At 70.0% G+C, this 14,448-nt stretch carries 9 protein-coding genes and 1 tRNA gene; 3 read left to right on the forward strand and 7 right to left on the reverse strand.

All coding sequences use genetic code 11. The annotated features are described in order from the left end of the window. Positions 1–53 precede the first annotated feature (53 nt). Positions 54–1,073, reverse strand: a complete 1,020-nt coding sequence (locus tag E4099_RS34790) for a MarR family transcriptional regulator (protein WP_280923481.1) — start codon at positions 1,071–1,073, stop codon at positions 54–56. Positions 1,074–1,288: 215 nt separating this feature from the next. On the opposite strand from E4099_RS34790, the gene E4099_RS04865 reads away from it, so the two are divergent. Beyond that, a complete protein-coding gene (locus E4099_RS04865) occupies positions 1,289–1,939 on the forward strand; it encodes an RICIN domain-containing protein (protein ID WP_135337683.1) in 651 nt (216 codons plus the stop codon). A 462-nt stretch (positions 1,940–2,401) separates the two neighbouring features. Then, positions 2,402–7,423, forward strand: a complete 5,022-nt coding sequence (locus tag E4099_RS32820) for a glycosyl hydrolase family 18 protein (protein WP_167828290.1) — start codon at positions 2,402–2,404, stop codon at positions 7,421–7,423. Positions 7,424–7,621: 198 nt separating this feature from the next. Here E4099_RS32820 and E4099_RS32825 read toward each other — a convergent pair whose 3' ends face one another. The 4 genes from E4099_RS32825 to E4099_RS04890 form a co-directional block, all read right to left on the reverse strand. Further along, a complete protein-coding gene (locus tag E4099_RS32825) occupies positions 7,622–7,789 on the reverse strand; it encodes a hypothetical protein (RefSeq protein ID WP_167828291.1) in 168 nt (55 codons plus the stop codon). A gap of 113 nt (positions 7,790–7,902) precedes the next feature. Beyond that, a tRNA-His gene (locus E4099_RS04880) sits at positions 7,903–7,975 on the reverse strand. A 135-nt stretch (positions 7,976–8,110) separates the two neighbouring features. Beyond that, positions 8,111–8,713, reverse strand: a complete 603-nt coding sequence (gene orn / locus E4099_RS04885; protein ID WP_135337684.1) for an oligoribonuclease — start codon at positions 8,711–8,713, stop codon at positions 8,111–8,113. A 10-nt stretch (positions 8,714–8,723) separates the two neighbouring features. Then, complete coding sequence (locus E4099_RS04890) at positions 8,724–10,100, reverse strand: helix-turn-helix domain-containing protein (RefSeq protein ID WP_135337685.1); 1,377 nt, start codon at positions 10,098–10,100, stop codon at positions 8,724–8,726. A gap of 1,123 nt (positions 10,101–11,223) precedes the next feature. Between E4099_RS04890 and E4099_RS04895 the strand changes: the two genes are divergently transcribed. After that, positions 11,224–11,745: a universal stress protein gene (locus E4099_RS04895; RefSeq protein WP_135337686.1), complete on the forward strand. Its 522-nt coding sequence runs from the start codon at positions 11,224–11,226 to the stop codon at positions 11,743–11,745. A 444-nt stretch (positions 11,746–12,189) separates the two neighbouring features. Here the strand turns inward: E4099_RS04895 and glmS are convergent, their stop codons facing one another. Both glmS and E4099_RS04905 read right to left on the reverse strand, forming a co-directional pair. Beyond that, positions 12,190–14,004 carry a glutamine--fructose-6-phosphate transaminase (isomerizing) gene (gene glmS, locus E4099_RS04900; RefSeq protein ID WP_135337687.1) on the reverse strand — a complete coding sequence of 605 codons (1,815 nt, stop codon included), beginning with the start codon at positions 14,002–14,004 and terminating at the stop codon, positions 12,190–12,192. A 95-nt stretch (positions 14,005–14,099) separates the two neighbouring features. Beyond that, entirely contained in the window at positions 14,100–14,381 is a 282-nt protein-coding gene (locus E4099_RS04905) for a hypothetical protein (protein ID WP_135337688.1), read from the reverse strand. Positions 14,382–14,448: the final 67 nt, after the last annotated feature.

The following is a 14,448-nucleotide window of genomic DNA, read 5'->3' on the forward strand; positions in this document are numbered from 1 at the left end:
CCTCGCCCGGGGGCGGTGTCGAGCCGGGGGCGGCTTGGCCGCCGCACCGAGGGTCAGCCGCTGGGGACTCCGGGAGGGGCGTTCAGCAGGGCGATGCCGACGCTGGTGGGGCTGTGGAGAGCCGCGTTGCGGTGCCGCACGGTGTGGACCAGGCCGGCCTCACGCAGACTTGTGGCATGTTCGCTCGCGCTGGCCTGGGCGATGCCGACGAGGGCGGCGAGTTGTTTGGTGGAGCAGGCGGGGTGTTCCGCGATGGTGTGCAGGACATCGGCGCGGGTGCGGCCCAGGACCGAGGCCAGTGACGACCGCGCCGCGGTCGACGCGTGTTCGGTGGACGGGGAGTACAGGGCCAGGGCGCGGGACTGCTGGGCGAGTCCGGCCGGGTAGGTCAGGGTCGGCTGGGGCTGGGCGTGGGGCTCGATGAGCGGCGCATCGCAACTGAAGACCGACGGCACCAGCAGCAGTCCCCGGCCCTCCAGGTAGAGGTCTCCCTCGCGGCCCGAGACCATCGCTATCTCCAGCACGGGCGGGTTCCAGCGGATGCGGCGCGGGTTGAGCGAGGCGAACATGCGCTCCATGCCGCTGGCGGCCGACTCCCGCATGCGTGCTGTCTGGTCGGCCGTGGTGAGCGTGGTGACCTGCTGCCAGTAGGGAGCCAGCAGTTGGTCGTGGACGTTCTCCAGGCCGATGAGGAACTCTCGCAGCAGCCGGTTGTCGTCGGCCAGGTGCTGGGTCCACGAGGGGAGCGGCTGGCGCTCGGCCACCGAGGCCAGGCTCCTGCGGATCTCCGCGCGGGGCGTGGAACGCACCCGCTCCAGCATCTCCTGCGGGCTGCCGAGTTCGGCCGGCGCCAAGAAGGTGGGCACCCACCCGGTGAGCGGTGTCAGCTCCACGACCAAGCGGGCCTGCGGCAGCATCCCGGCCAGAGCGCGCCGCCGCCAGCCGGCGAACTTCACCGACTGGCCGCTGTCCTGGAGCTGGCGCACCGCGACGCTCAGTTCCCACATCGGTGGCGGGGCCTGGGCGACTCGTGTGCGTGCCAGATCCTCGATCGTGAAGTGAATGCGATACACGCGGTCCCCCCCGGGCGCCGTACGTCACAAGCCTGGGTGATCTTCCTGGAATGCCGGGGTTCGGTCCAGACCGAATCAGGTCGAGAAACGGCCCCGAGGTGCGAAGACTTCACGTGTCGAGCGCCGGACGGACCGGCGCGCACGCATCAGACGACCAGTGAGAGCCCGACGGTCGCGAGTGGATGGCGTCTGGCAACCTCACGGAAAGAGCAGAGATGTCCCGTATCGCCAAGACTTTCGTCGCCATGGCCGTGGTCGCGCTGTCCACGGCCACCGCCCCGGCCTTCGGAGCCTCGACGGCGTCTTCCCTGCCGACTCCGCAGAAGGACCCCGGCGCGACGGTCCAGCGCCTCACGCCGACCGAGATGGCGGACCTGAAGAGCCGCGCTCCGGAGAAGTTCGAGCGCATGGTGAACATGGTGTCGAAGTCCCGCGAGTCCTCGCGGGCCGGGGCGAGCGGCCTGGCCTCCACCGACGAGCCGACTGTCTACCGGCTCCTCAACGAGGCCAGCGGGAAGTGCCTGGCGATCGGGTCGAGCAGCACCGAGGACGGCGCCCACGCCATCCAGTGGCACTGCCTCAACACCTACGGACAGCTGTGGTTCTCCGACGACGACAACCACATCATCAACTTCAACAGCGGGAAGTTGCTGGCGATCGGGTCGAGCAGCATGGAGAACGGTGCCCACGCCATTCAGTGGGACTACACCGGGAGTGACGGACAGCGCTGGTACTTCGACACTCACAACCACATCATCAACGGCAACAGCGCGAAGTTCCTGGCGATCGGGTCGAGCAGCACCGAGGACGGCGCCCACGCCATCCAGTGGGACGAGACCGGCAGCGCCGGACAGCGCTGGCTCTGAACCGTGACCACGGCGAACCGGCACGGCGCCCGACGCGTCGCCCCCTGCCGGTTCGCCTGCCCGCGCCGAGTGACCCATCGGCGCCCGGGACTGCCCTCAGGGCTGGCCCCGGGCGGAGCCGTCCCTGTACGATCCGCCGCACTGCCGACCCTGGGCGCTCCCCTGCCGCCCACCGCGGCCCCACCTGGTCTCATACCCGCCTCAAGGCTCTGTGTCGCGGCGGGCTGCGAGACATCTCCATCGTGGCTTGACAGCAAGAACCGCAGACGGCCGTTGGGAACAACCACCGCGTGCAGGACCGAGCGGGATCGTATGTGACGCCCACTCATAACAACCATGTCCAGCACCGTGCCAGTGGTTGTTTATGAAACATAGATGGAACGACCATACCGTCCGGGCATGCGACATACACACCATCTCAGACCAGTCCCGGCCTGGCCTCGACAGGGCTTAGCGGGAGCCATGGCGCTGGTCCTGCTCACCACGCTGCTGCAGACGCTCGCGCTCGCCCGGGCGGCGCCCGCGGCGGCGGCCGTCGAGGCCTACACGGCTGCCACGTTCAACATGCAGAACGGGGACCGCTGGGACGGAACCTCGGGCGGCAACGGGGGAAACCTGGAAGCCGATCTCCTGGACACCGATGACGCACCGGACGTCGTGGCCCTTCAAGAGATGGGCAGCAGGGCTCCGTGTGGCGACGACTTCGAGACGCGGCAGGTCACAAGCCAGCGCCTCCCGGACACCGAGGCCCCGAGGGGCTGGTCGGTGACCAAGTGCGACGCACCGTTCGAGGTGGCCGACGACTACGACCTGTTCTTCCTCTCCATCGAAAACGGCAACGCCACCAGGAACATGGGCTTCGTGGTCCGCGACGACGTGCCGTTCGACGACGACAACGTCCACGTCATCGGCCGTGCCGTGGACGCCGGCGGGAACCTGGTCGACGGCATCCCCAAGCCCATGCTCGGCATCAGGCTGGGCGGTGACACCTGGTTCTACACCGTGCACGGAGCGAACAACGCCAACAACCAGGGTGACACCGTCAACCGCGTCACAGCGGCCCGGGAGGACGCGGAGGCGGCGGGCGACGACAGCTGGTCGGTGCTCGGCGACTTCAACAGGGACGCAGCGACATGGTCCAAACAAGAGCTCGACGATCTCGACGAGGCCGCCGTGGTCGCCCCCGACGTGTCCACCTACCCTGCTCCGCCGTCCACTCCCGTGCGCACGCTGGACTACGCGATCGTCCACCCCAAGCCCCCAGCCGAGTACGAGGCCTGGCGCCTGGACCGACCCCACTCCGATCACCACGCGGTGTGGTTCGGCCCCGCCTGCGCCGCCGGCGGGCAGCCCGTCGCCCGCTCCGCCACGCGGGGCACGGCCTGCGGGAAGGATTCCGCCACCGTCTCCATGGGCGACAGCTTCATCTCCGGTGAGGCCGGCCGCTGGCAGGGCAACGCCAACACGAGCGACGAGGGCTCCTGGGGGACCGACCGTGCCGCCGGCGGCCGCGAGGTCTACGAGAAGGGCAAGGACGGCGACGACTCCTGCCACCGCTCCGACGTGGCCGAGATCAAGGGGGCCGAGATCTCCGGCATCCCCAGGGAGCGGAGGTTCAACATCGCCTGTTCCGGCGCCGAGACCAAGCACGTCATCAGCGAGTCGCAAGGCGCGCAGAAACCCCAGGTCCAGCAGCTCGCCGACATCGCGGCGCGGTACCACGTCGACACCATCGCACTCTCCATCGGCGGCAATGACCTCGCCTTCTCCTCCATCGTCAAAGGCTGTGCGGGTGCCTTCATCACGGACGCCGGAATCTGCGGCAAGGAAGCGGGCCCGGCGATGCAGCGCCGCCTGGGGCAGGTGCGCGAGAACGTCATCAGGTCGATCGACGCCATCCGCGCCACCATGACCGCGGCGGGACAGCGGCCGGGCAGCTACCGCCTGGTGCTCCAGTCCTACCCCGCCCCGCTCCCCGCCTCCACCGACATGAAGTACGGCGAGGAGAACTACGACCGCTACAAGGTGGGCGGCTGTCCCTTCTACGACGGCGACGCGGACTGGACCCGCGAGTTCGCCATCGAGAACATCAGCGCCATGCTGCGCGGCGCCGCCGAGGAGTCGGGGGTGTCCTTCCTCGACCTGCGTGACGCCTTCGCTGGGCACGAGCTGTGCGCCACGTCGACGAAGCAGGCGTCGTCCACGAACACCCTGGACAATCCCGTTCCGGCCGAGGACGCGGAGTGGGTGCGCTTCTTCTCCGGCCTCTCCACACCGGGCGAGTGGGTCGAGACGGTCCACCCCAACGCCTACGGCCAGCGCGCCCTGAGCGCCTGCCTGACCAAGTTCGTCGCGGCGGCAGGCGGCAGCACCGCCCCGTGGACGTACGCCTGCCGGGGCGAGCGCGGCAGCAAGCCCGGTGACGTGGACGTCCACGGAAAACCGGCGATCGACGCCGCTGTCCGCACCGCCGAAAGCGGGCCCCCGAACCAGTACCTCTTCCGCGGCGACCGCTACGCCCGCTTCGAGGAGGTCTCCGACGAGCCGCTGGGCGAGGTGAAGGACATCGCCTCACAGTGGCCCAGCCTGCGCGGCACCCCGTTCGTCAACGGATTCGACGCGGCCGTCGAGGCGGAGAAGTACGACAAGCGCCAACTCATTCTCTTCCGCGGCGACCAGTACGTCCGCGTCGAGATCCCGATGAACGGCACCGACGACACCCTGGCCAAGGGGCCGCTGCCCATCACCACCGGCTTCCGTCTCCTGGAGGGCACACCCTTCGCCCAGGGCGTGGACGCGACCGTGGAGATCGGCGACGACCGGATCATGCTGTTCAAGGGCGACCAGATGGCCATCTTCAAGCTGGACATCGACGGCACCGGCGACACGTGGGTGATGGAGCCCCGGTCCATCTCCGAGGGGCTACCGCTCCTCAAGGGCACCGGCTTCGAGAACGGCATCGACACGGCCCTGCAGAGGACGGCGTTCGACCCGGAGCCGAACGGCTCCATCGTCTATCTGGTCGACGGTCCCCAGGCGCTGCGCCTGTACCTCGACGAGGACCTGGCGAAGAGCGAGATCGAAGTGGGACCGGTGCCCATCACGGAGATGTGGCCGTCTCTGAAGGGCTCGATCTTCTCCGGTGAGGGATCGACGGCCCACCGCACCGTGCGCACCGGCCCCACCCCCGCCGACGACCCCGAACCCGACCGCCCCGCCCCCTTCTCCACCGACCCCGCCGACCAGCCCACGTGCCGCCCCGACGGCATGACGGCGACCAAGGGCGTCAACACCCCGTACTGCCGGATCTACGACGACCAGGGCCGCGAGCTGATGGGTGCGCGCCACCCGCGCCGCGTCGTCGGCTACTTCACGGGCTGGCGCACCGGCATCAACGGGCAGCCCATGTATCTGCCCAACAGCATCCCCTGGGGGCAGGTCAGCCACGTCAACTACGCCTTCGCGCACGTCGACCAGGCCAACCGCATCTCCGTCGGCGACACCAACGACCCGGCCAACCCGGCCACCGGCATGACCTGGCCGGACGTACCCGGCGCCGAGATGGACGACTCGCTCCCGTACAAGGGGAACTTCAACCTCCTCACGAAGTACAAGAAGCAGCATCCCCGGGTGAAAACGCTCATCTCCGTCGGTGGGTGGGCCGAGACCGGCGGCACGCTGAAGCCCGATGGCTCGCGTGAGAAGACCGGCGGGCTCTACACGCTCACCACCAACGAGGACGGCAGCGTGAACCAGCCCGCCATCGACACCTTCGCCGACTCCGTCGTCGACTTCCTGCGCACCTACGGATTCGACGGCGCCGACATCGACTACGAGTACCCGACGTCGTTGAAGGACGCCGGGAATCCGGAGGACTGGCCCATCGCGAACGCCCGCCGCAAGGGCCTCAACGCGGGGAACACCGCTCTCATGAAGACCCTGCGCGAGAAGCTCGACGCAGCCTCCGCCGAAGACGGCACCTACTACCAGCTCACCGCCGCGGCCTCCGCCTCCGGCTATCTGCTGCGCGGCCAGGAGGACTTCAGGGCCCTGCAGTATCTGGACTTCGTCAACACCATGTCGTACGACTTCCACGGCTCGTGGAACAGCTACGTCGGCCCGCAGTCACCGCTCTACGACGACGGCAAGGACGCCGAGCTGACCGCAGCCGGCATCTACGACGACCAGAGCGAGGACACCAAGGACTACCAGAAGGAGGGGTACTTCAACACCGACTGGTCCTACCACTACTTCCGGGGCGCGCTGCAGGCCGGGCGCATCAACCTGGGCGTGCCGTACTACACGCGCGGCTGGAAGAACGTGGAGGGCGGTACGGGCGATGGCCTGTGGGGCACGTCGGAGCTGCCCGACCAGGACGACTGCCCCGACGGGACCGGCCCCAACGGCAGCACGACCCCCTGCGGTTCCGGTGCCTCCGGCGTCGACAACATCTGGCACGACCAGACAGCCGCCGGGGACGAACTCGCCGCCGGGTCCAACCCGATGTGGCACGCCAAGAACCTCGAGCGCGGGGTGACCGGCGGCTACCTGGGACAGTTCGGGGTCGACCCCGACTCGCCCGCCAACCGCGTCGACGGCTACACCCGCCACTGGGACGACACCCTGAAGGCCTCCTGGCTCTGGAACGCCGACAAGAAGGTGTTCCTGTCCACCCAGGACGAGCAGGACATCGCCGCCAAGGCCGACTACATCAAGGACATGGGTGCGGGCGGCGCGATGATCTGGGAGCTGGCCGGGGACTACCAGTGCCCCGAGGACGGCAGCAGGGACCAGTGCGTGCCCGGCTACACGATGACCAGGCAGCTCGACGAGGCCCTGCGCGGTGCCGGCCCCTATGCCGCCACGCGCGCCGGAGGGACCGAGCTGCCCAGTCAGGTCCTCGATGTGGATGTCGAGTTCGCCGACTACCCGACCGACGAGCTGTGGCCGCTCCAGCCCAAGCTGCGTGTCACCAACCACGGTGACAAGACCCTGGGCGGTGGCGCCAAGATCTCCTTCGATCTGCCGACGTCCGCGCCGCCCGTCGTCAAGGACGGCAACTGGCAGCCGTACGAAGGGGTGGAGCCCGGCCACACCGGTCCCAACGTGGGAGGTCTGAAGGGGGATTTCCACCGCGTCACCCTCACCCTGGAGGCCTGCCAGGAGATCCCCGCAGGGCGCAGCATGGACATCCCCGTCAAGTACTACCTGCCCGCCACCGGCCCGGTGAACGTCACCGTGACGACCGAGGGGCAGACCTTCGGCATCACCGGCGACAAGCGCCACGGCACGCAGACGGTGGCTCCGCCCGAGCCCGAGGGCGGCGGCTGCCAGGCGCCGCCCTGGGACGCGGAGGCCGACCACTACAACAAGGGAGACGTCGTCACGCACCAGGAACGCCGCTGGGTCGCCCAGTACTGGGCCAACAAGGGCGACGAACCCGGCACCGCCGCCGTGTGGCGCGACATCAGCCCCAACAGCTAGCGAGGACGACCACTGGTTGTCCATGCCCTGCTGGGCGCGGCGGCAGTGGGCCGTACCCTGGTCCGCCAGCCGTGTGACCGCCGCGCCCAGCGGAGCTGCGGACGTCGATGCCGGTGAGCCGATCCACGTAATGGGTGACGTACGTCACGAGGTCCATGTCACCGGGCGCCTTGGGCTGGTCCACGAACCCCTCGCCCTTCACCAGCCGGACGGCCACCGGCCGCCATGTGCCTCGACCAGGTCCTCGAAGCCCTCGGCCGAGTCGCTGCCGCCGAACCGCTCGGTCTGCCATTCGCCGTCCTGGCGCCACTTCACCTGAAAGGTGCTGGTGCCGTCCTTCTTGGGTCGCTCCACGATGCTCGCCATGAGGGGACCGTAGGGGCCCCGAAGGGGCGCCCTGTTCCCATCGTGTTCCCGTGAAAATCAAAAGACCGGGCGGATGACCTGCGTTTCCGCAGGTCATCCGCCCGGTCTGTCAGGGTGAGTAACGGGACTCGAACCCGCGACATCCTGGACCACAACCAGGTGCTCTACCAGCTGAGCTATACCCACCATGACCGGTGCTTCCGTGCTCTTCCGCACCGGCCGAGAAAAAGTGTACAGGGTTTTCGGGGGTGCTCGCGCCAGGCTTTCTCCGGGGCCGGGTGACGGGTCCCGGAGGGGGCCCGGCGCGAGCGGGGACGACTGTTACTCGGCGTCCAGCACGTGCTTGGCCGCGATGGCCTTCGCGGTGTCCGAGTCCGGGCCGGGCTGCGGGACGAAGACCGCCTCCCGGTAGAAGCGCAGCTCCGCGATGGACTCGCGGATGTCCGCCAGCGCCCGGTGGTTGCCACGCTTCTGCGGGCTGTTGAAGTACGTCCGCGGGTACCAGCGGCGGGCCAGTTCCTTGATCGAGGACACGTCCACCACCCGGTAGTGCAGGTGGGCCTCCAGCTCGGGCATGTCGCGCAGCAGGAAGCCGCGGTCGGTGCCCACGGAGTTCCCGCACAGCGGGGCCTTCCTGGGCTCCGGGGCGTACTCGCGGACGTACGACAGGACCCGCTGCTGCGCGTCCGCCAGGGTGGTGCCGCCGTCGAGCTCGGCGAGCAGGCCGGAAGCGGTGTGCATCTCGCGCACCACCTCCGGCATGCTCTCCAACGCTCCGGCCGGCGGGCGGATCACGATGTCCACGCCGTCGCCCAGGATGTTCAGTTCCGAGTCGGTGACCAGGGCCGCCACCTCGATGAGCGCGTCGTTGGACAGCGAGAGCCCGGTCATCTCGCAGTCGATCCACACCATGCGATCGTTCATGCGTCTCACCCTACGGGGCGCTCCGCTGACCGGGCAGGGTCGGACGTCCCGAGGGTCGACCGGGGCCCTGCTCGGGCAGTCGCGGGGCATAGGCGTCGGAGTCGGGTTTCCCCGCCTCCTGGCCCCCGTGACCGGGATGGCCCGGGTGCCCGCCGAGCCCGCCGTAGCCCGGGTGCCCGCCGAGCGGATGCCCGCCGAGCCCCGGATGCGCCCCGTGCCCGCCGTGGCTGGGCACCGGGGAGCCGGTCGCCGGACCGCCGTGCTGCTGCGGGTGCGCGGGATGGGGCAGCGCCCCGCCCGGTCGCCGCAGCGCCGCTCCGGCCTCCTGCCCCCGCTGCTCGGCCGGCTCCGGGCGGTCGCCCGCCCCGGCCTGCGGTCGGCGCGCCCGGTACGCGGCCCGGTACGCGGCCGGGGAGGACCCCAGCTGCCGCCGGAAGTGCCCGCGCAGCGCGACCGGCGACCGGAAGCCGCAGCGCCCGGCGACCTCGTCGACCGAGTAGTCGGAGGTCTCCAGGAGCCGCTGGGCCTGGAGCACCCGCTGGGTGATCAGCCACTGCAGCGGAGCACTGCCGGTGAGGGTGCGGAACCGCCGGTCGAAGGTGCGGCGGCTCATGTAGGCACGGGCCGCCAGCGCTTCCACGTCGAACTGCTCGTGGAGGTGTTCGAGCGCCCAGGCGACGACCTCGGCCAGCGGGTCCGCGCCGATCTCCTCTGGTAAAGACCTGTCCAGATAGCGCTCCTGACCTCCACTGCGCCGCGGCGGTACGACCAGCCGGCGGGCCAGCGCCCCGGCCGCGTCGGCGCCGTGGTCGGTGCGCACGATGTGGAGGCACAGGTCGATCCCGGCCGCGGTGCCGGCCGAGGTCAGCACGTCGCCGTCGTCCACGAACAGCTCCCGCGGGTCCACGTGGACCGACGGGTAGCGCTTGGCGAGCGTCGGGGCGTACATCCAGTGGGTGGTGGCCGGCCGCCCGTCCAGCAGCCCCGCCGCCGCCAGCACGAAGGCGCCCGTGCACAGGCCCACGATGCGCGCGCCCTCCTCATGGGCGCGGCGCAGCGCGTCCAGCGCGGCGGCCGGTGGTGGCTGGGTGATGGAGCGCCAGGCCGGAACGACGACGGTGCCGGCCCGGGAGAGTGCCTCCAGACCGTACGGGGCGGTCAGTTCCAGTCCGCCGGTCGTTCGCAATGGCACATCTTCGCCCGCGCACACCAGCAGTCGGTACCGCGGGACACCGGCGTCCTGCCGGTCGATACCGAAGACGGAAAGCGGGATGGAGCTCTCGAATATAGGGCCGCCGCTGAAGAGCAGCACCGCGACGATTTCTCGTCGTCGGCGCCCGGAGAGCTTGCGCGAGGTCTCCGGTACGGTTGTGGAGTCCTGGCTCATGGAACTAAGCCCCCCTCGGTGGTCGCGTCCTCTCGGTCCTGCACGTTTCCCCTCGGTCCTGAACGGTTCCCCCGCCGGTCATCGCCAAGATCGAATCTACTGGGTCGCGTGTGGTCGCCGTGACCAGTTCACCACCCGCCACTTAGTCGACATGACAACTTGGCGCGAAGCATTCGATCACGAAGCGTTGCACTCGTAGGGCTTCCTGGGAAGTGGGCCTATGGCTCACACCCACTCTCCGTAGGGGGTACGACCCCCCGCTACCCCTTTCCTTGCTGGTCGGAGACGGGTGTCACAGCGTGTTTGCCATGGGAAGAAGTCCCTCCCGAAGTTGGCTGAAAAGAAGTGGAAGCACGAGAGAGGTTCCCCGTTTCGACCGGCGTGCGCCTGCCCAGGATGCGGACAACCCGAGTGCGCCCCACGCGCTCTTCCTTATGGGGCGCCGCTCCCGCGCTCGGCCGTCGGGGCCCCGCGCGCCGGGGCCGAGACGATGTGGCGCGGTCGGCATCGGTGGCATCGCGCGGCGGCGCACCGGAGGCACTTGCTCCGGTTTTCCGGAGCGGCTCATGTCCGCGTGCGGCGACCCGGTCTGACGGCCCGCCGAGTCCTCGCCGACCGGCCGCCGGCGCTGGATGGCCGTCTCGCGGAGGCGGGGGAGCCTTTCCGGGCGGCCTCGCGGGGGTCGCGTGGCGGGGCGCCCGCCCAGGCGCGTACGGTGAGCAGGCGATGGCGTAGGGTGAGACCTCGGGGGTGGGATCCGGCCGCGGAATCCGCGGAAGGCGACACTCCGAAACGTCGATCAAGCAACTCTGGACAACCGCTCGGTCACCGCTTGACTACGGCTAGGCGTACGCCAGGGGGCGGTCCAGGGGCATTGCGCTACGGCGCGGCCTCCGGCATGCTCCGGAGAACACCTCGCGCGCCCCGCCGCCGGGGTGGTCTCTGGGCAGGCAAGGAGTGGGGCCGTACCCTTAGGGGTAAGGGCTTGAAAAGATGAATCCCGGACGGATTTCGTCCGTTCGATTGCCCGCCCCGAGCCGCCCGAGACCCACGCCCCTCGACAACGCCAACCAGAGCCCCCGCAGATCCCTCCGCAAAGAGGACTTTCTTCGCCGAGACACCGATGGCCGGTCACGAATTCCCCGAACCCGCGGACCGCAAGCGGCTCGCCGATCACGCGGCGCACCCCGAAGCGGCGGAAGAATCACGTCATTCCTGCGACCCGGCGTTCCAGCACGGCGTCGTGGTCGGATTCGACGGCTCCACGTCGAGCGAACGAGCCCTGGCCTATGCGATCGGGATGGCCCGACGTTCCGGCTCGGGCCTGATCATCGTCCATGTCGCCAACCGGCTGCCGACCACCGTGTGGGCCGGCTGCGAACCCCCGGTCTTCGTCGATGTGCCCGACCACCGCACCGAGGTGCTGGGCCTCGAACTGGCCTGTGCGGACTACCTCTCCGAGGTGCCCTGGATCCTGGTCGAGCGCGGCGGGGACATCTGCCACGAACTGGAGGAGGTCGGCCGGGAGTACGCGGCCGACGCCATCGTGGTCGGCTCCACCCACGGCCTGGTCGGCCGGATCTTCGGCTCGGTGGCGGGACGCCTGGCCCGCCGCGCGCAGCGCCCCGTGGTGGTCATCCCCTGACAAAGACCCCCTCGGCGGTCGGCCCGGGGCGTTCCCGGTGGCGGCCCTCGGCCCCTTCCGGGGCGCCGGCACGGATCCGGCGGTGCGGTACGGGTCATGCGTCCCGGCCGTGCCCGCCGAGCCACCGACCGTTCGCTCCCGATCTCCGTGCGGGGATCGGGGTGTTGGACCTCCACTCCCGCGACTTCCGGGAAACTACCCTCGCGTAGAGGTGCGTTGTGCGTTTGTGACGGGTACACAGCAGGCATCCGGACATGCCGTCGTCCGGGGGTGACGGACCCCGGGCGGTCGGCCCGCCGCCGGCGCGAGGGCGAGCGCCGGTGCGGCGGAGGCGGGGCCGCGTGACCGGTGGCACACGCGGACCCCGCCTTCGGTACGAACGGCGCCCGCGGCGGGCGCGGTTGCCCGCGCCATCGCCCTTCGGCCCCCCCCTACCGTACGGACCTACTCGACCGTCACGGACTTGGCGAGGTTGCGCGGCTTGTCGATGTCCCGGCCCAGCGCCAGCGCCGTGTGGTAGGCGAGGAGCTGCAGCGGAACGCCCATCAGGATGGGGTCCAGCTCGACCTCGTTCTTCGGCACCACGATGGTGTGGTCCGCCTTGTCCTGCTCCTGGTGGGCGACGGCGAGGATCCGGCCGCTGCGGGCCTTGATCTCCTCCAGGGTGGCGCGGTTCTTCTCCAGCAGCTCGTCGTCCGGGAGCACCGCCACCGTCGGCACCGCCGGCTCGATCAGGGCCAGCGGGCCGTGCTTGAGCTCCGAGGCCGGGTACGCCTCGGCGTGCACATAGCTGACCTCCTTGAGCTTCAGCGAGGCCTCACGGGCCACCGGGTAGCCGCGCACCCGGCCCACGAACATCATGCTCTTGGCGTCCGCGTACTCCGCCGCCAGCTCCTTGATCCGCTCCTCGTCGCGCAGCACCTCGGCGATCTGCTCGGGCAGCCTGCGCAGACCGGCGATGATCCGCTTGCCGTCGGCCACCGACAGATCGCGGATCCGGCCCAGGTGCAGGGCGAGCAGCGCGAAGGCGACGGCGGTGTTGGTGAAGCACTTGGTGGAGACCACGCACACCTCGGGGCCGGCGTGCACGTACACGCCGCCGTCGGTCTCCCGGGCGATCGCCGAGCCGACCACGTTGACCACGCCCAGCACCCGGGCGCCCTTGCGCTTGAGCTCCTGGACGGCCGCCAGGGTGTCGTAGGTCTCGCCGGACTGGCTGACCGCGATGTAGAGGGTGTCCGGGTCCACCACGGGATTGCGGTAGCGGAACTCGCTGGCCGGCTCGGCGTCCGCCGGGATCCGGGCCAGCTCCTCGATCAGCTGGGCGCCGATCAGACCGGTGTGGTACGCCGAGCCGCAGCCGAGGATCTTCACCCGGCGCACCGCGCGCGCCTCGCGGGCGTCCAGGTTCAGCCCGCCCAGCCGGACGGTGGCGAAACGGTCGTCGATCCGGCCGCGCAGCACCCGGTCCACGGCGTCGACCTGCTCGTGGATCTCCTTGTGCATGTACGTCTCGTGGCCGCCCATGTCATAGGACTCGGCCTCCCACTCCACGGTGGTGGGCGTGGCCGAGGTGCGGGAGCCCTCGGTGGTGTAGGTGCGGAAGTCGTCCGCCTTGAGGGTGGCCATCTCGCCGTCGTCCAGGGTGACCACCTGGCGGGTGTGGCTGACCAGGGCGGCGACGTCGGAGGCGACGAACATCTCCTTCTCGCCGATGCCCAGCACCACCGGGGAGCCGTTGCGGGCGACCACGATGCGGTCCGCGAAGTCGGCGTGGAGCACGGCGATGCCGTAGGTGCCCTCGATCAGCGCCAGCGCGGCGCGGACCTTCTCCTCCAGGGTCGGCGCCTGGGAGCGGCCGATCAGGTGGGCGAGCACCTCGGAATCGGTGTCCGAGACCAGCTCGACGCCGTCCGCGACCAGCTTGGCCCGCAGGTCGGCGGCGTTGTCGATGATGCCGTTGTGGACCACCGCGACCTTGCCGTCCGCGTCCAGGTGCGGGTGGGCGTTGACGTCGTTCGGTGCGCCATGGGTGGCCCAGCGGGTGTGCGCGATGCCGGTGGTGCCGGCGAAGCGCTTGGGCAGCCGGCTCTCCAGCTCCCGGACCCGGCCCTTGGCCTTGGCCGTCTTCAGCCCGCCCGACTTGCCGTGGATGGCCACGCCGGCGGAGTCGTACCCCCGGTACTCCAGCCGCTGCAGCCCCTCCAGCAGCAGCGGAGCGACATCACGCTTCCCGATGTAACCAACGATTCCGCACATGCGTTGCGACCCTCCCGTAGAACTGTCCGATCAGTGCCCGAGGCGATCCGGGGCCCGCGGCCGGTGAGCCGGCCGGGCCCGTCGGCCGCGCGGCCTCAGCCGTAGACGATCCGGCGCAGCTGCCGGAGCGAGAGCTCCGGTGGCGCCACCGCGCGGTGCGGCAGCTCGGCCGCGATCCGCTCGAAGATGTCCGTGTTGGTCAGCCCGCCGGACTGGAGCTCGCGATGGCGGCGGCGGACGTACTCCTCGGTCGTCTCGTCGAAGTAGGCCAGCACATCCAGCACCACCCGGGCGGCCTCGCCGCGGTTCAGCGGCGTGCTGCGCACCAGGTGGTCGAGGAGATCCTCGTGGGATGAGGGCGTACGGCGTTCGAGCACCCGTCGATATTGGCGGGGGGAGCCGGGGTTTCGCAAATATCCTGCCCGAAAGCGGGCAGGATATTTG

It is taken from the genome of Streptomyces palmae (genome assembly GCF_004684805.1).
In the GTDB taxonomy this organism is placed as follows: Bacteria; Actinomycetota; Actinomycetes; order Streptomycetales; family Streptomycetaceae; genus Streptomyces; species Streptomyces palmae.